This window comes from Umezawaea tangerina (genome assembly GCF_003002815.1).
GTDB lineage: Bacteria > Actinomycetota > Actinomycetes > Mycobacteriales > Pseudonocardiaceae > Umezawaea > Umezawaea tangerina.
The window spans coordinates 222,258-241,040 of sequence record NZ_PVTF01000014.1 but is presented as its reverse complement, the minus strand read 5'-3'; the positions used below and the strand labels follow the sequence as shown (position 1 = coordinate 241,040).

The 18,783-nt window shown below is 69.8% G+C and carries 31 protein-coding genes; 1 reads left to right on the top strand and 30 read right to left on the bottom strand.

Annotated features, from left to right (window positions below):
* Positions 1-10: 10 nt before the first annotated feature.
* The 23 genes from CLV43_RS38165 to CLV43_RS38055 all read right to left on the bottom strand — a co-directional run bounded on the left by CLV43_RS38165 (position 11) and on the right by CLV43_RS38055 (position 14,512).
* Complete coding sequence (locus CLV43_RS38165; RefSeq protein WP_106193831.1) at positions 11-607, bottom strand: hypothetical protein; 597 nt, start codon at positions 605-607, stop codon at positions 11-13.
* Complete coding sequence (locus tag CLV43_RS38160) at positions 607-861, bottom strand: WhiB family transcriptional regulator (RefSeq protein ID WP_106193829.1); 255 nt, start codon at positions 859-861, stop codon at positions 607-609. The genes CLV43_RS38165 and CLV43_RS38160 overlap by 1 nt, the downstream gene beginning before the upstream one ends.
* Before the next feature lie 88 nt (positions 862-949).
* A complete protein-coding gene (locus tag CLV43_RS38155) occupies positions 950-1,171 on the bottom strand; it encodes a hypothetical protein (RefSeq protein ID WP_106193828.1) in 222 nt (73 codons plus the stop codon).
* A 74-nt stretch (positions 1,172-1,245) separates the two neighbouring features.
* Positions 1,246-1,926 (bottom strand): RNA ligase 1 family protein, encoded by a 681-nt coding sequence (locus CLV43_RS38150; RefSeq protein WP_106193826.1) that lies wholly within the window; start codon positions 1,924-1,926, stop codon positions 1,246-1,248.
* A gap of 76 nt (positions 1,927-2,002) precedes the next feature.
* Positions 2,003-2,890 (bottom strand): SPFH domain-containing protein, encoded by an 888-nt coding sequence (locus CLV43_RS38145; RefSeq protein ID WP_106193824.1) that lies wholly within the window; start codon positions 2,888-2,890, stop codon positions 2,003-2,005.
* Positions 2,887-3,132: a hypothetical protein gene (locus CLV43_RS38140; protein WP_106193822.1), complete on the bottom strand. Its 246-nt coding sequence runs from the start codon at positions 3,130-3,132 to the stop codon at positions 2,887-2,889. Before CLV43_RS38140 ends, CLV43_RS38145 begins: the two co-directional genes overlap by 4 nt.
* Positions 3,133-3,172: 40 nt before the next feature.
* Positions 3,173-3,976 carry a hypothetical protein gene (locus tag CLV43_RS38135; protein WP_146175074.1) on the bottom strand — a complete coding sequence of 268 codons (804 nt, stop codon included), beginning with the start codon at positions 3,974-3,976 and terminating at the stop codon, positions 3,173-3,175.
* Between the two features lie 16 nt (positions 3,977-3,992).
* Entirely contained in the window at positions 3,993-4,313 is a 321-nt protein-coding gene (locus CLV43_RS47385; RefSeq protein WP_146175073.1) for a hypothetical protein, read from the bottom strand.
* 150 nt (positions 4,314-4,463) lie between these two features.
* Positions 4,464-5,099 carry a hypothetical protein gene (locus CLV43_RS38125; protein ID WP_106193816.1) on the bottom strand — a complete coding sequence of 212 codons (636 nt, stop codon included), beginning with the start codon at positions 5,097-5,099 and terminating at the stop codon, positions 4,464-4,466.
* A gap of 1 nt (position 5,100) precedes the next feature.
* The gene (locus CLV43_RS38120) at positions 5,101-6,009 is read right to left on the bottom strand and encodes a hypothetical protein (protein WP_106193814.1); all 909 of its coding nucleotides are present in this window, start codon (positions 6,007-6,009) and stop codon (positions 5,101-5,103) included.
* Between the two features lie 53 nt (positions 6,010-6,062).
* Positions 6,063-8,033 (bottom strand): DNA cytosine methyltransferase, encoded by a 1,971-nt coding sequence (locus tag CLV43_RS38115; protein ID WP_106193813.1) that lies wholly within the window; start codon positions 8,031-8,033, stop codon positions 6,063-6,065.
* Positions 8,030-8,872, bottom strand: coding sequence for a DNA adenine methylase (locus CLV43_RS38110; protein WP_106193811.1), 843 nt, complete (start codon positions 8,870-8,872; stop codon positions 8,030-8,032). Before CLV43_RS38110 ends, CLV43_RS38115 begins: the two co-directional genes overlap by 4 nt.
* Complete coding sequence (locus tag CLV43_RS38105) at positions 8,866-9,663, bottom strand: deazapurine DNA modification protein DpdA family protein (RefSeq protein ID WP_106193810.1); 798 nt, start codon at positions 9,661-9,663, stop codon at positions 8,866-8,868. The genes CLV43_RS38110 and CLV43_RS38105 overlap by 7 nt, the downstream gene beginning before the upstream one ends.
* Positions 9,660-10,292, bottom strand: a complete 633-nt coding sequence (locus CLV43_RS38100; RefSeq protein WP_146175072.1) for a hypothetical protein — start codon at positions 10,290-10,292, stop codon at positions 9,660-9,662. The genes CLV43_RS38105 and CLV43_RS38100 overlap by 4 nt, the downstream gene beginning before the upstream one ends.
* Positions 10,285-10,488, bottom strand: coding sequence for a helix-turn-helix domain-containing protein (locus tag CLV43_RS38095; RefSeq protein WP_245887280.1), 204 nt, complete (start codon positions 10,486-10,488; stop codon positions 10,285-10,287). Before CLV43_RS38095 ends, CLV43_RS38100 begins: the two co-directional genes overlap by 8 nt.
* A complete protein-coding gene (locus tag CLV43_RS38090; RefSeq protein ID WP_106193805.1) occupies positions 10,481-11,089 on the bottom strand; it encodes a hypothetical protein in 609 nt (202 codons plus the stop codon). The genes CLV43_RS38095 and CLV43_RS38090 overlap by 8 nt, the downstream gene beginning before the upstream one ends.
* A complete protein-coding gene (locus tag CLV43_RS38085) occupies positions 11,086-11,967 on the bottom strand; it encodes a DUF4097 family beta strand repeat-containing protein (protein ID WP_170156199.1) in 882 nt (293 codons plus the stop codon). Before CLV43_RS38085 ends, CLV43_RS38090 begins: the two co-directional genes overlap by 4 nt.
* Positions 11,892-12,140, bottom strand: coding sequence for a hypothetical protein (locus tag CLV43_RS48175; RefSeq protein ID WP_170156198.1), 249 nt, complete (start codon positions 12,138-12,140; stop codon positions 11,892-11,894). The genes CLV43_RS38085 and CLV43_RS48175 overlap by 76 nt, the downstream gene beginning before the upstream one ends.
* A 143-nt stretch (positions 12,141-12,283) precedes the next feature.
* Entirely contained in the window at positions 12,284-12,907 is a 624-nt protein-coding gene (locus tag CLV43_RS38075) for a hypothetical protein (RefSeq protein WP_106193801.1), read from the bottom strand.
* Entirely contained in the window at positions 12,904-13,239 is a 336-nt protein-coding gene (locus CLV43_RS48170; protein ID WP_106193799.1) for a hypothetical protein, read from the bottom strand. The genes CLV43_RS38075 and CLV43_RS48170 overlap by 4 nt, the downstream gene beginning before the upstream one ends.
* Entirely contained in the window at positions 13,227-13,571 is a 345-nt protein-coding gene (locus CLV43_RS48165) for a hypothetical protein (RefSeq protein WP_170156197.1), read from the bottom strand. Before CLV43_RS48165 ends, CLV43_RS48170 begins: the two co-directional genes overlap by 13 nt.
* A 20-nt stretch (positions 13,572-13,591) precedes the next feature.
* Positions 13,592-14,062 carry a hypothetical protein gene (locus tag CLV43_RS38060; protein WP_106193796.1) on the bottom strand — a complete coding sequence of 157 codons (471 nt, stop codon included), beginning with the start codon at positions 14,060-14,062 and terminating at the stop codon, positions 13,592-13,594.
* Between the two features lie 18 nt (positions 14,063-14,080).
* Entirely contained in the window at positions 14,081-14,512 is a 432-nt protein-coding gene (locus CLV43_RS38055; RefSeq protein ID WP_106193795.1) for a hypothetical protein, read from the bottom strand.
* A 105-nt stretch (positions 14,513-14,617) separates the two neighbouring features.
* Here CLV43_RS38055 and CLV43_RS38050 point away from each other — a divergent pair, with 105 nt between their 5' ends.
* The gene (locus tag CLV43_RS38050; RefSeq protein ID WP_106193793.1) at positions 14,618-14,845 is read left to right on the top strand and encodes a hypothetical protein; all 228 of its coding nucleotides are present in this window, start codon (positions 14,618-14,620) and stop codon (positions 14,843-14,845) included.
* A 31-nt stretch (positions 14,846-14,876) separates the two neighbouring features.
* Here the strand turns inward: CLV43_RS38050 and CLV43_RS38045 are convergent, their stop codons facing one another.
* From CLV43_RS38045 to CLV43_RS38025, 7 genes are read right to left on the bottom strand one after another with little or no spacing between them, the layout of a single operon-like run.
* Positions 14,877-15,479 (bottom strand): hypothetical protein, encoded by a 603-nt coding sequence (locus CLV43_RS38045; protein ID WP_106193791.1) that lies wholly within the window; start codon positions 15,477-15,479, stop codon positions 14,877-14,879.
* Positions 15,476-16,009: a DUF1643 domain-containing protein gene (locus CLV43_RS38040; RefSeq protein ID WP_211304751.1), complete on the bottom strand. Its 534-nt coding sequence runs from the start codon at positions 16,007-16,009 to the stop codon at positions 15,476-15,478. The genes CLV43_RS38045 and CLV43_RS38040 overlap by 4 nt, the downstream gene beginning before the upstream one ends.
* Positions 16,006-16,182, bottom strand: a complete 177-nt coding sequence (locus CLV43_RS48160; protein ID WP_170156196.1) for a hypothetical protein — start codon at positions 16,180-16,182, stop codon at positions 16,006-16,008. The genes CLV43_RS38040 and CLV43_RS48160 overlap by 4 nt, the downstream gene beginning before the upstream one ends.
* On the bottom strand, positions 16,179-17,288 hold the full coding sequence (locus tag CLV43_RS38035) for a DUF5131 family protein (RefSeq protein ID WP_106193790.1): 1,110 nt from the start codon (positions 17,286-17,288) through the stop codon (positions 16,179-16,181). The genes CLV43_RS48160 and CLV43_RS38035 overlap by 4 nt, the downstream gene beginning before the upstream one ends.
* Complete coding sequence (locus CLV43_RS48155) at positions 17,281-17,433, bottom strand: hypothetical protein (RefSeq protein WP_170156195.1); 153 nt, start codon at positions 17,431-17,433, stop codon at positions 17,281-17,283. The genes CLV43_RS38035 and CLV43_RS48155 overlap by 8 nt, the downstream gene beginning before the upstream one ends.
* Entirely contained in the window at positions 17,433-18,194 is a 762-nt protein-coding gene (locus CLV43_RS38030; RefSeq protein WP_106193788.1) for a hypothetical protein, read from the bottom strand. Before CLV43_RS38030 ends, CLV43_RS48155 begins: the two co-directional genes overlap by 1 nt.
* On the bottom strand, positions 18,191-18,682 hold the full coding sequence (locus CLV43_RS38025; RefSeq protein ID WP_106193786.1) for a hypothetical protein: 492 nt from the start codon (positions 18,680-18,682) through the stop codon (positions 18,191-18,193). The genes CLV43_RS38030 and CLV43_RS38025 overlap by 4 nt, the downstream gene beginning before the upstream one ends.
* Between the last annotated feature and the right edge of the window lie 101 nt (positions 18,683-18,783).

Here is an 18,783-nt window from a genome sequence, read left to right as displayed (position 1 = left end):
GACACGGCAGTCACGTCGTGGAGCCACGGTCGGCCGTTTCTCGGCGGACCGCGATCACGGTGGTGATCGCGGCCGCCGCCCAGCCGATCAGCTTGTGGGCGGTCTGGTCCAGCTCGAACCCCGCGGTGCCCGGCCCCCAGGCGTCCGGCTCGGTTCCGGCCCGGCGGACGACCGTGCACCCGGTGACGTACTCCGTCTTGCCGAGCCACCCCGCGGCCGTGACGACCGGGTGCCCGCGGTCGAGCACCCAGTGCGTCACGGCGTTCACGGCCGCGCCGGTGAGCAGCGCGCGGGCCGGGAGGCGCACGCCGAGCGCTCGGGTCACCGCGACCGTGGCGGCCAGCTGGCCAGCGGTGTAGGTGGCCACGTGCAGGGTCGCCCCGGCGCGGCCGAGGGTGTCCTCGGTGACGACCAGGTCGCCGTCGACCGCCGTTGCCGAGCCGATGGGCTGGCCGGTGCGCAGGGACACCAGCCCGCGCCCGCGGCGCCGCTTGTGCACCGCCGCCCAGCCGGGCTGGAACCACTGGTCCATCGCGCCGTGGACGAGGTCGAAGGTGGCCGCGAGGGCGCCGAGTAAGGCGAGGCCGCGGGTGCTCTTGTCGGGCATCAGGCGTTGCTCCTGGCTCGCGTGCGGGCGTTGCGCCGCTTGAGGGCGCGGCGCTCGTCCTCGGTCATCGCGCCCCAGACGCCGTCGTCCTGCCCGGACTCGAGCGCCCAGGTGAGGCAGTCGGACACGACCGGGCAGCGGCGGCAGACGGTCTTGGCCTCGGCGGCCTGTAGGAGCGCCGGGCCGGACTTGCCGACCGGGAAGAACAGCTCGGGGTCCTCGTCGCGGCAGATGGCTCTGTGTCGCCAGTCCATGATGGTGATGCTCCGTTCTTGTGTGGGCGGGGTGTGGGAACACCGGGCTGGCGGCGTGCTGTCCAGGCGGGGCCGCCAGCCCGGTGCGCTAGATGAGGCCGAAGACGTACCCCACGAGCTCGTCGCGGTCGATGCCGTCCCACCAGAGGTCGGGGTTCTCCTCCTGCTCAGCCATGTCGGCGCGGGCCAGGTCGACGAAGTGGGCGATCCGGGCGGGGGGCTCGCTGGGGAAGCGCTCCGCGAGGTAGTCGATCGCCTCCTGTTCGGTGTCGAGGAAGGTCTGTCCGCCGTCGCTGCTGGGGGTCGCCATGTGGCCTCCGTCGTAGTTACCGTGTAGATACACGGTAACCTTAACCGTGTATCTACACAAGAGGGCCGGTCGGCCTAACTCTGCGGAGCAACCGCGGCACCAGCGGCGAGCACATCCCGGCGCTTCAACTTCGCCATCCGCCCGTCCGGGTGGTGCCAGACGACGCCCTCCCAAGCTGGGTGGCCCAGCAGCCACTCGCGTAGGGAGTCGAAGTCGAGCGCGATCGTCTGCATCGCGTTGTAGTCGACGGCAGCCTGGTAGCCGTGGCGCACCAAGACATGCTCGTTCAGGCCGTACGGGTTGCCGTTGATCTTCGGCCCGACGAGTTCGTATGTCGCGCCGAGCACGGGCACGCCCCACGTCTCGCCGTTGTCCATGATCTTGTCGGCCGCCTCGGCGTGGAACTTCGCGAACGAGGACTGGGCCATCGGCTCCCAGCCCACGTTCTTACCGGTCACAGGGTCGGCCTGCTCAGCAACGTAGCCCGGCGGGAAGGCTCTGCCAGGCTTCACTTCTCGACGGGCGAGCCACACACCGGTGAGGTCGCTGGGTTCGTTGACCTCTCCGGATCCGACGCCGCCGTGTACTCGGATCTCGCCGCGCACGGCGGGGAAGTAGCCGACACACGTCCCGTCGTACTTCCGGGTGGGGATGCCTTCGCCAGCCATCACCCACTGGCAGTCCGGGTGAACCTCACGGGTCACGTGTCGCAGGTCGTCGGGGTCACGGCGGAACAGGGTCGGGATCTTGCGCACGTTGCTTCTCCTTGCTGCTGGAGTGGAAGCCGGCCCGGTCGCGCGTCGGCGCGACCGGGCCGGGGCTGGGGAGGGCCTACTTGGCGCCGACGATGACCGGCGAGCCCTGCGGGATCGGGATCACCTGGACCTTGCCGTCCTTGATGGCCTGGTTGATGGCCTGCTGCTGCTGGTACGCCTGGTAGCCCGCGAGGCCGCCGGGGAAGTTGACCGCGGCCTGCTTGTCGACCTCGGCCGCCTCGTTGCGGAGTGCCGCGGCCTGCTTGTCGGTCAGGCCGGACACGAGGCTCGGCTGGATGCCGGGCTTCTGCAGCAGCACGCTGTTGATGGTGATCAGGTCGACGCCCTGGGTGAGGGTCTTCAGGATGGCGGGGAGCTGGTCGAGCACGTCCTTCTCCCACTTGGCCTTCGAGGTCGTGTCGGTGTACAGCTGCTGCCACCCGTACTTCAGGGCCTCGTTGTCGGTGGCCCGGTCCAGTGCGGCGCCGACGTAGTTGCGCAGGAGGGTCTTCCAACCCTCCTTCATCTGCTCACCGCCGTCGGTGGGTGCGGCGTCCACTTTGGATGCGATCAGCTCGTGGAACATCTGGAGCCGCCCGCCCGGCCACTCCTTGCCGCTGGGGTCGGTGAACTTCTCGCACGAGGTGTTCAGGGTGAACTTCACCGTGCCGCTGACGGTGATCTCCTGGGAGTCCGACGTCGTCGACGTGAGCGGCGCGGAATCGGCGCCCTGGTCCGCAGAGAAGGTGAAGTCGCGCTGCCCGGCCGGGTAGTAGTAGTGGTCGTCGTTGACGTCGTTGACCTCGCGCTTGCCGGTCGGGACGCACTGGACGAACGTGCGGGAGTCCAGTGGCCCGGCGCCGTATTGGAGGGCGACCTCGCTCGCGGTGGTGTTGGCGATCGAGCAGCCGGCGAGGGTCATGGCCGCGGCGAGCACGGCGGCGGATGTGCGGCGGAACTTCATCGGGTGAGATCCATTCGGTCGGTGTTGAGCTTGCGGAGGATGGTGCGAACGTCCGATGCGAGAACCGAGTCGAGGTCGCGGTAGGTGTCGGCCTTGATCTCGATCTGCTGGACGGCTGTGGCGAGCAGGTTTCGCTCGCGTTCGAGGCGGCGGAAGTCGCGGCGGCGGACTCCGGCCGAGCGGGAGAGCCACCAGATCACCAGTGCCGCGAGGGCTATGGCACCGATGACGATGACGAGCACGGCTCGTGGGTTCATCGTGTGCGTCCTTCGGTGGGGTGCGTCACGGGGTCTTCCTCTCCGCGAGCAGGAGTGCGTGCTCGACGGTCTTTCCCAGCCCGCGCAACCGGTCGAGGCACATGCGGTGGGAGTTCTCGGCCTGGGCGCGTCGGTTCTTCGCCTCGGCGAGGTCGCGGAGCGCTGCGACGACGTCGTCGATGTGGACGGTGGTCGTCCACGAACCGATCTGGTCGCCGTCCACGGTTCCGCCGAGCTCGGCGATGATGCGGGCGATGATCTCTTCGTCCTTGCGGCGCGGTCTGGCCTTGTAGGTGGACTCGCGTTGCAGGCGTTCGTTGACTTCCCGCAGCCGTCGGGCCTCGTCCTGGATGAGGCGATGGTTCCGTTGCTCCGAGTCGCGCTTCCAGTGCAGCCAGGTCGCGAGGGTCTTCAGCGCGGGTGCCTGCTCGTCAGGCTTCAACGCTGGCGCCGGGATGTGGACGGTCATGGTGCGGGTGCGTCGTCCGGATGGCGGCGTGAGCACCCCCCAGGTGTGCGGCAGCTCCAGCCCGTCGAGCAGGTGCGCGTCAGGGACGACGAGGTACCAGCGGTGGCAGTACTTCTGCCACGGGTCGGACTTCGCCGGGTCGGCCAGCTCGGCGAGCAGGTCTTGGCGGGTGACCTTGACCTCGTGCCCGATGAGCTCGTGGCCACCGGCTGCGGTGCAGCCCTGCCAGATGAGGTCAGCGCGGCGGCCGCTGTTGCCGGGCGCTCCGATCTCGGGCGCGAAGATCCCGCCGGGCGGCCTGCCTTCCGGCAGGTAGTGGCGGCGCAGCATCTCGATGACGTCGCGTGCGGTCGTGTTCACCGTGCCTCCCACGGGGTCAGCAAGTCGTGTCCTTCTGGGCGGCCGGGTGAGCGGCGATCTGCTGGACCAGCAGGTCGATGAGGCCAGTGATCTCGGCTGCGTGGCCGAGGCACACCCGGCACCACCGCCAGATGCCGCGCCGGTCGAGTTCGGTGGGGCGACGACTGGTCCAGCTGATCGCGTCCGCAACAGGGATCGCGGTGGGCCGGACCAGCACGCCGCAGAGCGCGGAGTGTTCTCGCACTGAGCGGCGGCGTTTCCTGCTCGGCTCGTAGCCGGGCTTGTGGATGTGGATGACCTCCCCACCTGCAGGCGGGATAGCAAACAGTTCAGGCACGACGGCGCCTCCCTGAAACGGGGTTGTCGAACACCCTCGAGCAGGCTCGGATGTCCGTGCACCCGTGGCGGGGCCGCCCGATCGCATCGGTATATCCGTGGCAGCCGCCTCGGCAGGGTTGGCTTCCGCATGTGTCGCAGGCGTGCGGTTTCACCGGGTCCCCTCCTGCTCTTCACCGGCTTCACCTGCGGGAGGAGGAGCGGCCAGATGCTTGCCTGCAAGCGCCGCGAGTACTTCACCTAGGACGCTGAAGTCCAGCGGCGCGGCAGCCTGTCGCAGTTCCTCGTCTGTCGGCGGTTCGGTGGTCGCGGGTGGCTCGGGCAGGCCGTCCAAGTTCGCGGTGATGCGGGCCTTCTCGTCGGCCACGAGGCCAGCCCATTTGGAGGTGAGCACGATGTCTTGTCCGTACAGCGCAACGATCTGTGCACAGGCGGACTCACCGATGCGGTGGTCGCGGGAGGGCTCGCAAACGCCGCTGAACCACGACCCACACTTCGTACAGAAACCGGCGCCGTTGGTGTAGGAGCGGGGCTCGTACGGGCCGTGCTCGCCACCGCCAGAGCAGACGAGGATGCGCTGGTATTTCTCCCAACACGCGGTCTCAGCTTCGGCGACGGTAGCGCCCTCGCCGCGGAGGAACGTGCCGGGTGGGAAGGCTTCGACGAACGCCGTGGTGTAGGCGCCGCAGCCCTGCTTGAACGCCAGGCCGCGCTTGCCGCCCTGGACGTACATCCCGTCGGGCCACGGGTACTGGGCTTGCTCGCCGGTGTGCAGGATCTCGGCCACTTCATCCCTCCTGTCGGGTTGAGGGCGAGGCAGACGGCGGCCTCGTTGTGTCGGAGGCGGGTCGGAGTGCGTCGGCTTCGTGCTGGCCACCCCAGTCACGCACTTGCTGCTCGGGGCCGTGTTCGTGGGTGAGGCACCCGGAGCAGACCGCGCACCACCCGGCCTCGTGGCGCTTGTAGCTGACGACGTGCCGAAGTGGTTGTAGGGAACCGGGCTCGACGGGCGCTTGCTCCAAGCGTTGGAGCCAGTTGGAGGACCCTTGCAGGTGGGCTCCAGAGGTGGTGGTATTCGTCGTCTGCCACGATCGGAAGCGGTCGAGTAGCGCAGCCGCGGCATGCTGGTGCTCGTCGTACTCCAGCCCCGGCAAGGTGCGGGCTCGGTTGGCGAGCATGTGCACCAGCTGCGCGAGTGCGTCATCGGGGATGGAGCTGATCGACGCTTCCGCGACGGTGCGCTCGTGGAGTTCACGCCAGCCTTGGCGTTCGATGCCCCAGCACTTGCGCTCCCAGACGAGCAGCCTCTGCAGGTACTCGTTCCTGGTGGCGACCTGCTGGGAGTCGGCGAGCACGCTCGCGTCGTTGCGCGCCCAGTCCTCCACCGCTTGGTGTAGTTCAGCCCGTGACGCGACCACCTTTCGGGCCATGCCGCGCAGCAGACCGGTCAACCGGGCGATCTCGGTCTTGTTCGCCTCGACCACCCGCTGCCACTGCTCGATGTGGGCGATCGCGAACCGGCCCTCTTCCAGTTCTGGCCCCAACACCTCCAGTGCGAGGTCGGCTGCGGCTGCGTTGTCGACGTCGTATCCACCGAACTCGTTGGGGAAGACCCATTCCGACGGGTGGTCATCGAACTCGCGGATCAGCTTGGCGCGCAGCTCATCTGCAGGCGGGGCGGGCGCGGGCTTATCCATGCTGCTTGCACCTCGGTTTCCTTGCTGGCCTTGAAGATCGTGGTGATTCGGGTTCATGCGGCGCCTTCGGCGGTGTGGAGAATGGCGCGCAGCTGGGCCCCGATCCACTCCCCGACCTGCGGGCTGACGGCGTTGCCGAACCCGTCCACCTGGTCTCTGGCTGAGCCCCACACCACGAAGTCCCCGGTGTGATCGGGGAAGTCGACGTCGAACCCGCACCCCCTGCCGACCTCGTGGGCGCCGAGCATGCGGAAGTGGCAGTCCTCCAGGGACAGATCCGCGAGCGCCGCGCGCCACTGGGCGGTCAGGAGTCCGGTGGTGTCGCGGGCGGTGAGCGTGCCGAACGCGTCGGAGACCGGGTGGGCCGCGGTCGCTTCCGCGCCGGTGCCGTTCTGCTTGTACCAGCCGGAGAACAGCAGGGCCTGGTTGGCGGAGGACGCGACGAGGGTGCCGAGCGGGTCACTGACGGGGTGGGCCCGGTAGCTGGCCTGGTCGATGGGCCCGTTGTTCTTGATGGTCCCGGCCGCGGCGAGCAGGCCCAGGCCACCCGGCCCGGCGCCGCCGACGAGGGTCTCCATCGGCTCACCCACGCTGCGGCTGGTGGCGTTGGTGCGGTTGGGCATAACCCGCGCGGTCAGCACGCTCAGGGTCTCGGACCCGCCCTGGGTGGGCAGCGGTTCGTCCGTGCCGCGCGGGGCGCCCTGGTAGTTGTTCACCGCGGCGAGCAGGACGGCCTTCTCGTGCGTGCTGGTGACGGTGTCCATCGGCCTGCTGATGTGCTGGCCGTCGCCGTTGTGCCGGTGCGCGGCGAGCACCTGGCCGGTGACCGCGACGGGCGGGGTGATCAGCCCGGTGGTGTTGGTCGCGGGCTGCGCCCACATCGGCTGGCCCAGGTCGCGGGACCTGCAGTCCGATCCGGGGCGCTCGAAGGTGTGGCCGGCGGCGGTCATGATCGCGCCGGTGGACAGGAGCGCGGTCTCCTGCTGGCTGGTCTGGGTGGACATCGGCTGCCACGGGTGCCGCTCGCTGCCGCGCGTGGCCTTGGCGGGCAGCAGGATGGCCGGGAACTCCGGGAACCTCTGCCGGCAGCGCTCGGCGCGGGCCATCGTCGCGGGCGCCAGCGGGCGGGTGCGGTCGCCGATCCGGGTGCCGAGGTAGGTCAGGTCGAGCGCGTCCAGCGATGGGCTGGCCGGCGGGAACACTTCGTGGCGGCAGCGCGGGCAGCGGTAGTTGTACTGCTTGCCGTACCGCACCGACCCGGTCGGCGGGACGCCGGTCTTCCACGACCACACCGCGGGCACGACCTCCCCGCAGGGCTGGCACCACGACTCAGGACGGTGGTCCAGGTCCGGGGTCGGCAGGGCGCGGTCCCAGAAGGCTACGTACAGCCGGTCCCGCGACTGCGGCACGCCGAAGAACATCGAGTTCAGGTACAGCACGCGGTAGCGGTAGTTGAGCTTCTCGAACTCCTTGAGCCACCAGCGGTACGTCGAGCCGTCGCCGATCTTTGTGCGCCCCTGGATGGCCGGGCCCCACGAGGCCAGCTCGGTGGTGCACTCGACGAGGATCAGCCGCGGGTGGTGCTGGGCGGCGTAGTGCAAGACGCAGTTGGCGGTGGCCCGGTCGCGCTCGCTGCGGGTGACCCGCGCCTCGAACTCCGGGTCGTCCAAGTCGAACAGCGACAGGCCCTGCGCGTAGGCCTTGGTGGTGTTGGCCTGCGAATGGTTCACGCAGGACACCCCGGCGGTGAGCAGGTCGGCGGCCGGGAGGTCGCGGGCGGAGTGGTAGTCCGACGAGGCCGGGTCGACGAGGTCGGCGATCCAGTGCTCGGCGTCGGGGTGGTTGGCCTCGTGGACCTCGACCTTGTAGGCGTTGTGGTTGGCCGCCATGATCGTGGTGAACCCGGCCCTCTCGATGCCGCGGGTGAGCCCGCCGAAGCCCGAGAACAAGTCGACCGCGACCAGGTCGTCGTGGCGGAACCGGCGGCGTCGCGTGGCCGGGCGGTGCGTGGCGGTTCGGCTCATGCGCGGGCCTCCAGTTGGTCGGGCTCGGAGAACAACGTCGGTTGCGGAAGCCGGTTGGACCACACGACTTCCGTGCGCTCTGCGCTGGTGCCGCCTTGGCCGGTGGTGGCGTTGAAGGTGGTGCGGTGCCAGCCGTCGTACAGCTCGTCGTAGAGCGGCGAGGGGTAACCGGACAGCACGACCGACGCTCTGCAGGCGTTGAGCGCGGCCGCGAGCTCGCGGTGGCCGATGTCGGTGCGCAGCTCGTGCCGGTAGTTCGCGCCCCACGTCCGGGCGCTGCCGAGGTAGGGCGGGTCGACGTAGAGCAGCACCTCGGGCGAGCGGCCGTAGCGCTCGATCAGCTCCAGCGCCGGGCGGCACTCCAACGACACCCGCTGCAGCCGCTCGGCGGCGGGCGCCAGGCGGTCGACGTAGCCGCGGAGGTAGCCCGGCATCCCCGTTGACGAGCCGCCGGGGTCGACGAAGTGCCGCCAGCCGGTGTTCCGGAGCAGCCCGGCGCGGCCCTGCACGAGGTAGGACCAGACGCGGCGTGCACGTTCGAGGTCGCCGAGCTCGGCGGGCCGGTCGAACGCCTGCTCGTGCTCGGCGCGGGAGTGCGGGGTCAGCGCGCACAGCCGGGCCAGCTCCCGCGGGCGGTCGCGCAGCACCCGCCAGAACGTCATCAGGTCGCCGTCGAGGTCGTTCACGGTCTCCATCGCGCTGGGCGTCTTGGCCAGCAGGACCGACAGAGCCCCGCAGTAGGGCTCGACGTAGTGGACGTGGGCGGGGAACAGCGCGGCGATGTCGGCGGCGAGTCGGCCTTTCCCGCCGAAGTACGGGACCGGCGGGGCGGTCAGCATGCGAGGGCTCCGAAGGGCTCGTAGTGGGTGGCGGGGAGTTCGAGCACGCGTTGCCGCCAGGCGAGGGCGTAGCGCAGGCAGTTCGCGCAGTTGGTGTGGCTGGTGCAGCCGTCCATGCGCTGGCCGCGCCGGGCGTCGTAGGACCAGGCGAGGGAGTCCGCGGTCGTCAGCTGGTCGCCGTACAAGCGGAGGCCGCGGGTCTTCACCCCGAAGCCGTGCAGCGGCAGCTCGGGGTCGACGACGGAGCGGAGCGCGGTGACGATGTCGTGGATCTCGCCGGTTGCCTGGCGGCGGCACACCGAGCCGACGCCGACCAGCTCGTAGTCGCACAGGTCGATCCCCGCCGCGGCGTAGAGGTCGGCGCACCGCAGGTAGCCGTCGCGGTCCTTGGCCTGCAGGACGGGCATGAACGGTGACTCGTCGCTGGTGGCCGCGTACCAGAGGTCCTGCAGCCGTTGGAAGTTGATCACCGTGCGGCGCTGGTGCTCCAGCTCGGTGAGCCCGGTCTTGGCGAGCACAGCGTCCTCGCACATCGAGTCCTGCGGCGCGGCCCACTCGAGCCAGCCGATCTCCTCGTCGTAGCGGCGCACCGCGGCGACGTACTCGGCCGGGGTGGTGCGCCACTCCCCGTACAGCGACAGCTCGCTGAAGCCGCCGGAGTCCAGCGCCCACGGGGCTGCCGCACGCGGCAGGCTGCGGCGCTTCGCGAGACGACGGTGTGACACGAACAGCGGGACGCCCGCGGTCTCCAACCAGTGCGGTTGGTGGGTGCCGAGGTAGAAGCGGATCACGATTCCCCACCGCCTGCCACCGAAACCAGCCCGCGCGGGCGGGCGGCGGGGTTATCGATGGTGTCGTCGTCCCATGCGGCGGGCGGTGCGAACCCGCCTGCTCGCGCGGCAGCACTTGCGGCAGCTGAGGGACCGGGCTTGTCCCAGAGGTCGTCGTAGACCGCCGCGACTCGCCAGGCCAGGGAGACGGAGATCCTGCGCTTCCGCGCGAGTTCGGACTGCAGGGTGCCCTTGGTGGTGCCAGCGCGGGCAGCGACTTCCGCTGCGGGCCAGCCCATCCACGCGAGCGCTTGGACGCGGCGTCGGGATCCGGTGGGGTCGATCCCGTGTCGTGTTGGGCCGGGTGGTGGTGCGATGTCGACCGCCAGCACGAGGCGCTCGGTCTCCTGCTGGACGAACCTAGTGCGGCCGGACTGGATCTTCTGGACGTTGGCCCTCTCGATCCCGGTGGCGTTGGAGATCTGCTGCGTCGTCCAGCCCGCTCGTCGGAGCGCCATGAGGCGTGTACGGGCGAGGTATCCGTCGCGCAGGCGGTGCATGCCCTGGCGGCGTTCCCTGCTGTAGCAGGTGCGGCAGGCACCGTGCGCGTGGACGGGTTTGTCGCAGCCAGGTCGGGTGCAGTCAGCCACGGCGCATCTCCATGAGCTCGCGGCGGCTTGCGATTCCGAGCTTCCGATAGACCTTGGTGAGGTGCTGCTCGACGGTGCTAGTGGTGGTGAACCGACGCCTCGCGATCTGTGCGTTGGTGAGCCCCGCGGCTGCAAGCTCGGCGGTCTCCCGCTCGGAGAACGTCAGCGCGTCGGTGAAGGTGGAGGTGTCAGTCACTGGGCGCCTCCGTCGGCTGCCCCTCATCGGTCGCCGCGGGCTCGCGCAGCAGTTCGGGCTTCTCCGGGTGGTAGGTCATTTCCGTGATCGCGACCGCGTCGCGGTGTTCCAACGCGTTGCCCTTGCTGGCGGGCCCCTCGACGAGGGCCCAGATGTCGCTGAGCCGGTCGGCCAGCGTGCGGGCGTACTCCTGCCACGCGGCCTCACGGGCTCGCAGCTGCGCGATCTCGACGTCTTGTTCGACGGTCAGGACGGGGGCGGCCGCGCTCACTCCGGCACGGATCGTCTCGAACATCTCGGAGTACGAGTGGCAGCAGTCGAAGTGGCCTGGCTGGTGGCTATTGTCATGAGCATCGCGGCCAGCCGCGATGGCGGCGGTGTACGCGTCCTCAGACACGTCAATGGCGCCAGCGCTACGTAGCGCGGACACCGGCACGACGTACTCGCGGTGTGCGGCTTCGGTGTCGGCGGAGACCAGGATGGCGCGCTGGTCGATGGGGTGGCTACTGCGGTAGGTGCCGGTGAACGCGATGGACAACCGGTCACCGGGGTTGATGATGTGTGGGTTGGCCGCGGCGGTGGCGCGCTGAGGCGTCGTCATCGGGCACCGCCGGTGGTGCGGACACGGCCCGAGATCGTGCGGGCGTCGGTATCGACCGTCCCGCCGCCGATGGCGTGCACGGTGATGTCACCGGAGATGCTCTCCGCGCGGATCTTGGTGCCGTCTTGGGCCTCAACCCGGATGTCACCGGACATGGTGCGGAGGTGAGCGGTCCCGTCGAGACGGTCGATGCGGATGCCGCCGGACAGGCAGTCCACTGCGGCGAGCCCAGCCTGGGCGACGGTGACGTCGCCAGTCACGGTCACCACGTACAGCTTGTCGACCAGGCCGATCGTCTCGACGTCGCCGCATTCGACGTTGGCGTGGAGCTTGCTCAGGTGGCCGTGGGTGATGAGGTCCGCGTTGTCGGTGTCGAGGGTCAACTTGGAGCCGAGGGGTAGCCGGACCGTGGTTCGGATCGCGCCGTCCGTGTCGCTGCTGAAGATCACGGCCCCGTGTCCGCTGACGATTCGCCCGTTGACCATGTTCACGCTGCCGCCGGACACCATCACGACGCCGCTGTCCCTGACGCTCACGTGGGAGTTGCGGTTCCCGAAGCTGGTGGCCGGAGGCCGGGGGACGGCGACCTGGAGCGCCCCAGGTCGGGGGGTGGTGCTGGCGCGGTTGATCAGGTCGGTTGCGGTGGTGTCGTCGGCGGTGACCGGGGTGAGGATTAGCTCGGCGTGGTCGCGGTTCTCGACGTGGACCTCAACCGTGCCAGCGCCAATGTTGAGGATCAGCTCGATGGGTCCGGGGGTGTGGTTTGTGATGGTGCGCATGGAGATGCTCCCTGGGCGGCAGATCAGGAGGGGGTGGTGGGCATGAGGCGGATGGTGACGACGAGTCCGGCCGGGCCCCATTTCCATGCCGCGGTCCACCGGCCGGTCTTGGTGTCCCATGGCTTGGTGCCGTACCCGGGCGATCGGTCGACCATCTCGCCAGCCAGGTCGGCGGGGGCGTCGACCGCGGCGAGGACGCACCTGAGGGCGCTGTCGGTCAGGTCCGACCATCGGGCAGCGGTGGTCTGCTCCAGCTCGTCGAAGCGGTCCACGTGGCAGGTGGTGCGGGCGTGGGCTAGGACGTGCGTCGCAGGTATCGGAACGGGCGAGGTCTCCGTGGCGAGGGCGAGGCCGACGGGCCCACCCACGGTGATGGCCCCGAAGAGGACCACCACCGTGGAGCGAAGGAAGCCGATCACGCCGTCGTCTCGGCGGTGCCCGCGAGCAGCGGCTTGCACACCCACTCGACGTTCTCAACGGTCTCGGTGACCTCGACCAGCGGGACGGTGGCGAGCACTGCCGGGTCGGGCACGGTGCGGGTTACCGTCTCCGTGGTGACGACCTTCTCGCAGACGGCTTCGCGGTCGCCGAGGATCGTGAAGTTGAGGGGCCCGTACTCGAGGGTCACCTTCAGGGTCGCGCCGAAGTGGTTCTTCGCGATCCCGAAGCCGTGGGCCAGGCCTGCCCGGACGATCTTGGCAACGTCGTCCTTCGACCAGGCGTAGAAGACATCCGCGGACCTGAGGTAGCACGCGAGGTCTGCGAGGTCGGGGTTGGCCTCGATCATGTCAGCCAGGGCGCGGAGTCCTGCGGCCTGCTGCTGTGCCAACGTCGACTGCTCGGCGGCGGCGGTGGTCGTGGCGCTCAAGTGGGTGTCCTCCGTGGTGGCGTGGGTTCGGGCGACGGGGTTGATGACGGCGGCTGAGGGCGCGGGAGCCGCGCCCGGCACGGTCTCGGTGTCGCTGGGGACCTCGTCCTCGCAGGCTGTGCAAGCGACCAGCGCGACGAGGAGGGCGGCTGCGAGGTGTCGGACCTTCATCGGGTGTCCGTTGTGGACTCGGGTGGGGTGGCGCGGGTAAGCCGGCCGTGGACGCGGTCGAGTTGGCTGTAGGTCCAGCCCTGTTCGGCCGGGTCGGCGGAGCCGACGAGGTCGAAGAGCCCGTCGGGGCCTTCGGCCCACAGGCGGCCGGCGTTGTCGTGCACGTGGTCAATGCCGTCGCGGGAGAGCCCGAGGCGGAAGCGATAGCGGCGGAGGGCACGGCCGATGACGACGACGGCGGCGCATGCGGCGACGCTGACGCCGAGCACCACGAGGATGACGGCGGCGATGACGCCCCAGGGACCGACGGGGTCGGGGTTCACCTCGGCCACATCCAGACGACGGCTGCGGCGCTGGAGATTCCGAGCACGGCGCAGGTGATGGCGCGGGGCACGGGCCGCTCGACGAGGCCTAGGGCCACCCCGGCGATGAGGGCCAGGATCGCGCCGCCGGTGGCGGCACAGCTGCGTACGCGGGCGGGAACGCGCCAGCGGGATACCTTGCGGGTGCCGCCGTCGGTCGTCATCCGCCAGCTGTTGTCGGTGAACTTCCAGCCGTCGGTGGCGATGCGGTCGCCGGCGGTGGTTCGGCTGACTCCCGACCAGGTGCCTCGCCAGCGTCCGTTCGTGTCGACGATCGTGGCGGACCGGTTCGCCAGGTCCACGTACACCTTTCCGCGGGCGATCACGATGCACCGTCCTGCGACTCCAGCGCGGCCGTGGACTGCTTGGGGCGGACGCGGCCAAGGATCCGTTCGCGGACGGTCGGCGGGATCCTCACCGGTGCGGTAAGCGCCGTTGGCGTGGCCTGCGCCACCGGACGGCAGGCCGGGAACAGGCGTGCCGCGTCCTCGACAGTGATCTGCTCGACGTCCCAGCAGTCGTCGGAGGCGGTCCAGTCGTTGGCCTCGGTCAGCGAGTCGAACGGTCCGGCGGGCCGGCAGCCGTCGGCGCGGGCGATGTAGCACGGCAGGCTGGGGTCCAGGTCGAGTTCGAGCGCGAGCCGCACCAGGCCTTGGCCGGAGTCGAGGTCTGCACGGTGGCCCTCGACGATCTGCTCGGCGTAGTCGGTGCCAGCGTTCTCGGCCAGCTCGTCGAGGCGGTCAGTGATGGCGGTGACCAGCGGGTTCCGGTGGTCGGTGGCGGTGTTGAGCATGGTGTCCTCTCTGGAGGATCAGTCGCTGTACGCGGCGCGCATGACCGCGACGAGTTCTGCGTCCTCGACCACCTGGTCGACGTCGACGCGGCTCGCGGCCTCGTCCCAGACGGACCTGTAGGTGGTGGTGTCGGGCTGGTCGGGGAGGTGGTCCACCTCGTCCTCGGTGCCCCACCGGACCTGGTAGCCGCGCTCGGCCCACACCTCGGCGAGCAGCGGCCTGATCAGCTGGATGGCCGCGTCGTCGAGGTCATCGCGGTAGTCCTGGACCAGGTCGTCGTGGAGCTGCCGGAGGGGGTTGGTCTCGTTGTTGCGCCAGGCGTACGAGGCGTTGTCGACGACAACCGGTCGCCCGTCCTGTGTTACAGCTGTAACGTGCTGGACACTGGACACGATGGGCATGGCGAAGGCCGCGACGTCCCCCGCGTTGTCCTCCAGGGCGATGGTCATTCGGCCTCCTCGGTGGGTGATGCCGCTACGGTAGGCCTACCCAGTAGGCATGTCAACAGGGTAGGCAAACTTGATAGGCCGACACCATCGTGGGACCATCCGGCAATGGATGATGACACCCTCGCACGCATCGGGCGTGCGTACCGCAGCGCCAAGACCAGGGCGGACAGGCTCCACGCAGAGCTGAAAGACGAGGTCGTGGCCGCGTATCGCCGCGGCGAGAAGACGATGGATATCGCCCGGAGGTGCGGCCAGGACCGCGAGCTGGTCCGCCGCATCCGCAAGGCGGCCGAGGACGACGGCAGGCTGCCGGTTCGGGTCACGAACGCCTGAACCGCACCGTCGTCCTGCTCACCACCGCCCGTCATCCTGCTATCGGCCGGATCTTCAGCGGGGCGGAGATCCGTGCGCGCAGCCGCACGCCGATCGGCACCAGGCCGCGGTTCACCAGCTGGCCGGTGCGCTTGTCCGGCACGGTGATGTCGTAGCCGGCGCACCAGACCAGGTGCCACGGCTCGGCGGGCCGCCCCGTGTTGTCGCCGCCGCCCGGCGTCGGGATCCAGCCTGCGCAGTCGCACCCCGGCGTAGCGCATTCCTCGCCAGCGTGGCCTTCCGTCCGGGTTGGGGACCGGCGGTAGTGGTCCACCCGCCCGGCGACCATCGGGCACGCCGCCTTCGAGTACGCGGCGCACTCCGGGTGCAGCGGCGGCTCGCCCGCCGACATGCTCTCCAGGGCGGACTCGGACAGCAGGAACACTGCGCGGGCGCCGATCCTCTGCCCACAGACCTGACAGCGTCGCCGCACGAAGCACTGGTTCGCACGGGTGTTGTTCATGTTGCCCAGGTCGAAGGTGCCGTTGGCCAGCTCGACGGACACCCACGGCACGACGAGGCCGCCCTGTGTCGGCCGGTGCGCGAGGTGCTGGGGGACGGGCAGGGCGTTGCTGGTACCGCGTGGATTCGTCATGACCACCTCGTCTGGGGGTTGAAGTAGGACAGGGGCGCGTCGGCCCGGATGTAGAGCGGGTGCCGCGGGGAGCCGTCGTTGTTGCTCGCGAGGCACCGCCACCGGACGTGCCCGTCAAGCAGTTCGACGATGGTCCGGTCGCGGTCGTGTAGGCGCCCGTGCGCACCCCATCCGGCCACGACGATGTCGGCCGCCACCGCCTGTTCGACGAGCAGCTGGTCGTTGCTCGCGCCGATCGGGTCAGGGTGGTGCTCCAGCACGCTGGGGTCAGTGGAGCGCAGACCGAACAGGTTGCACACCACCAGCGTGCCCGCGCCGCCGCGGCGCGCGAAGCGAAGACATCTGGTCAAAGTGGGGTCGACGGCGAACGCGTCAGCCGTGGATGGGTTGAGCATGATGAACATCCACGTCGGCCCGTCGGCCCACCAACGGGTCAGGACGTAGCGATGGGTGCGGTCGGCGTTGAGGATTGCGGAGGCGGCCTCGATGAGGTCGCCCCCGCGGTCCTCGACCAGTGGTTCCGTCGTCACGGACGGTGCCCCGGCTCGATGCCGAAGTCCTTGCGAATGCCCGCGACCTGACGGGGTTTGATCCCGAGGCGGGCAGCGATCGTGGGGTCGTCGAGGCCTGCAGCTGCGAGGCGGCCGATGAGCTCGGCGATGGCCACGCGGGACGGGCCGGTGATGGGCGTGGCGCGCGTCATCGGGTCACCTCGGAGGGAAACGCGTCGTGTACCCGGCCGTCGAGTCGTCGGCCGGTGGTCTTGGTTCCGGTGCGTTGCACGGTGACGGCGTCGCTGCGGGCGCCTCGTGCTGCGGGCCTGGTCGCTCCGTCGCGCTCGATGTAGAGCGCATTGGCCGCGCTGCGCTCGGTGGCGGCGACTTCTGTCGGAGCCCATTCCCCCCACTGCTTGAAGTGGAAGGCGACGTCCGCGTCGGCGCACTGGTCACGCAGCGACCGCGCCCAGGCGGGGTGCATGGGCCGGGCGCCGGGGCCGGACTCGCCGCCAGCGATCACCCAGTCGATCCGCGGGCCGAGGGTCAGCGGGCGAAGCTCTACTCCGGACGGCTCCTGTTCGGCCGGCCCCCAGCTCGGCCGGCCGGTCAGCCAGTAGGTCAGCTTGGGCCGGTGCCCGTTCACGACCGGCCCGGCCAGGTCGATCGGTCCGATCAGCGGCTCGCAGGAGAGGTACCGGACGGCGGCCGGGGTGCCGAGTAGGGCGGGCACGCGGATGTCTGCCGAGCGCTGGTCCTCTGCAGACGTCCCCAGCCAGACGTTGGACAGGAACCAGCCGGAGCCGGGCCCGTCCGTTCCGAGTTCCTCGAACGCCATCAGGGGTCCGACGAGTTGGCGCGCCTCCTCCACCACGGCCAGCCAGAACCACTCCTGCCGGAGTAAGGCTCGCATCCGAGGGGGTCTCTTGGTCAACACCTGGTAGGTGTGCCGCGGGGTGGCCAGCATCGTCGCGAATACCTTGGCGATGAACGTGTCTTCGATCTTGGTGTGGAACAGGTCGCTCATCGAGTTGACGAAGACCTTCTGCGGGTGCCGCCAGCCGAGCGGCGTGGTCAGCGCGGCCTCGTGCATCGCGACGCCAAAGCCCGGCCCGGAGGTGCGCGGATCGCCGTCGGTCTGGTACTTCGCCTTGGCCGGGTCCAGCTTCCCGGCAGCGATCCGTTGGAGTTCCATCCCCTTGAGCCGCTTGGCCAAGCCCAGCGCGTAGCAGTTGTCGCACCCGGCCGAGACGCGGTCGCATCCGGTGACGGGGTTCCAGGTCTTGTCCGTCCAGGAGATGGTGGTGTCAGCCACGAGGACCTCCCCGCCGGTTGTAGCGGCCGAAGCTGCCAGCCAGCACCGCGGCCGCCGCGATCAGCGCGCCGAGGACCACCGAGCACGACCACCATGGCGCCGGCGTGCTGTCGTCGTCGTTCGCCCACTCGTTTCCGGCACCCATCAAGCACCTTCCGTTCCCGGCGCGGACGCCGTCTGCTGGTTGGCTGGCTCTGGTTCTGTGGCGAGGTGCACGAGTTCGACAGGGACCTCGGCGATCTCGGCGCCGTCGATCAGCACGGTGACCCGCTGCTGGGAGGGGTGGACGGTGCCGAGGTGTTTGCCGATCCGCACTCGCGTGCCGACCGGGAATGGGGCCGAGACGGCGCGCAGATTCTTGATCAGCTCCTGGATCAGGCCGACGTGGTCGCCTTGGAAGCAGGCGGCGGACTCGCGCATCCACGTCCGGATGACGTTGAGCTGGGTTGCCCGATCGCCGGGCGAAGAGGTCAGGAGCCGGTGCCACAGCTGGCCGGGCGTGTACTCGCTGCCAGCCTCACGCGGGGTGGCGTCGGCACCGGTCCGGATCGCGGCCAGCTGTGCGCGCAGCTCGGCGGCTTCCGTGCCGGAGGAGCTGTCGTCGCCTGCGGGGCTGGTCTCGGTCAGCGACGCGATCGCGGCTGCGATGAGTTCGCTGCCTGCTTCGCGGTCGGAGGTCTCGACGTAGCCCTCGCTGTCGACCATGCCCTGGATGTGACCGGCCTTGACCAGGGCGGCGTACAGGTCGTGCTCCCAGCCGCTGTTGCCGAAGGGGTTGAAGTTCTCCCGGCAGTCCCACATCACGTCCAGGACCGCGACCAGGTAGCCGCCGACGCTGCTGGCGCCGGAGTCGTTGTCGCCCATCGGCGTTGCGAGGACCTGCTGCGGGGTCGGGGTGGAGGTCACGACGCGCCGCCGCTCAGGGCCGCGGCGAAGTCGACGGCGTCGCAGAAGGCCGTCTCGGCTGGCAGCTTGAGCGCCGCCACGAGGGCGACACGGCGCTTCTCCAGCGCTTCGCACGCGGCCTCGTACGCCCACTGCGTGGGGCGGCCCGCCAACTCCCGCACGTGGTCCTGCAGGCGGGACTTCTCGCCCTCCAGGTTGGCGAGCTGCTGAGCGTGTCCCATCGAGCGCCACTGACCGGTGCAGGTGAACGCGATGGTCTGCAGCTCGAGCATGTGGCGCATCCACTGCCGTCGCTCGTCCCCGGTCATGCGGTTCACGTAGTAGAGCTGCTGCTCAAGGGTGGCGACCGCGTCGTCGGGAACGGGCGTGTCGTCTTCGCCAGCTCGTAGCGCGGCGATTTCGGCGCGTAGCACGGCGACCTCAGACTCAAGGTCGACCGGCTGTCCGGGGCTCTGCTTGTTGATCTCCGGTGGTGCCGTATCGGTCATCGGGTTTTGCCTCTCGTCGCGCCCACAGCGTTTGTGGACGGTGTTTCGGTGGTGGTTTGGCCGGGATCTCGCGTGGACCGTTCGGCCAGGTAGGCGAGCCG

Bases quoted from the DNA above. Each gene is read 5' to 3' on its own strand.
- CLV43_RS38165 (WP_106193831.1), bottom strand. From the start codon at position 607: ATGCCCGACAAGAGCACCCGCGGCCTCGCCTTACTCGGCGCCCTCGCG.
- CLV43_RS38115 (WP_106193813.1), bottom strand. From the start codon at position 8,033: ATGAGCCGAACCGCCACGCACCGCCCGGCCACGCGACGCCGCCGGTTC.
- CLV43_RS38155 (WP_106193828.1), bottom strand. From the start codon at position 1,171: ATGGCGACCCCCAGCAGCGACGGCGGACAGACCTTCCTCGACACCGAA.
- CLV43_RS38160 (WP_106193829.1), bottom strand. From the start codon at position 861: ATGGACTGGCGACACAGAGCCATCTGCCGCGACGAGGACCCCGAGCTG.
- CLV43_RS48155 (WP_170156195.1), bottom strand. From the start codon at position 17,433: ATGGGTGCCGGAAACGAGTGGGCGAACGACGACGACAGCACGCCGGCG.
- CLV43_RS38055 (WP_106193795.1), bottom strand. From the start codon at position 14,512: ATGACCATCGCCCTGGAGGACAACGCGGGGGACGTCGCGGCCTTCGCC.
- CLV43_RS38045 (WP_106193791.1), bottom strand. From the start codon at position 15,479: ATGACGAATCCACGCGGTACCAGCAACGCCCTGCCCGTCCCCCAGCAC.
- CLV43_RS38050 (WP_106193793.1), top strand. From the start codon at position 14,618: ATGGATGATGACACCCTCGCACGCATCGGGCGTGCGTACCGCAGCGCC.
- CLV43_RS38110 (WP_106193811.1), bottom strand. From the start codon at position 8,872: ATGCTGACCGCCCCGCCGGTCCCGTACTTCGGCGGGAAAGGCCGACTC.
- CLV43_RS48160 (WP_170156196.1), bottom strand. From the start codon at position 16,182: ATGACGCGCGCCACGCCCATCACCGGCCCGTCCCGCGTGGCCATCGCC.
- CLV43_RS38145 (WP_106193824.1), bottom strand. From the start codon at position 2,890: ATGAAGTTCCGCCGCACATCCGCCGCCGTGCTCGCCGCGGCCATGACC.
- CLV43_RS38090 (WP_106193805.1), bottom strand. From the start codon at position 11,089: ATGACGACGCCTCAGCGCGCCACCGCCGCGGCCAACCCACACATCATC.
- CLV43_RS38025 (WP_106193786.1), bottom strand. From the start codon at position 18,682: ATGACCGATACGGCACCACCGGAGATCAACAAGCAGAGCCCCGGACAG.
- CLV43_RS38060 (WP_106193796.1), bottom strand. From the start codon at position 14,062: ATGCTCAACACCGCCACCGACCACCGGAACCCGCTGGTCACCGCCATC.
- CLV43_RS38075 (WP_106193801.1), bottom strand. From the start codon at position 12,907: ATGAAGGTCCGACACCTCGCAGCCGCCCTCCTCGTCGCGCTGGTCGCT.
- CLV43_RS38120 (WP_106193814.1), bottom strand. From the start codon at position 6,009: ATGGATAAGCCCGCGCCCGCCCCGCCTGCAGATGAGCTGCGCGCCAAG.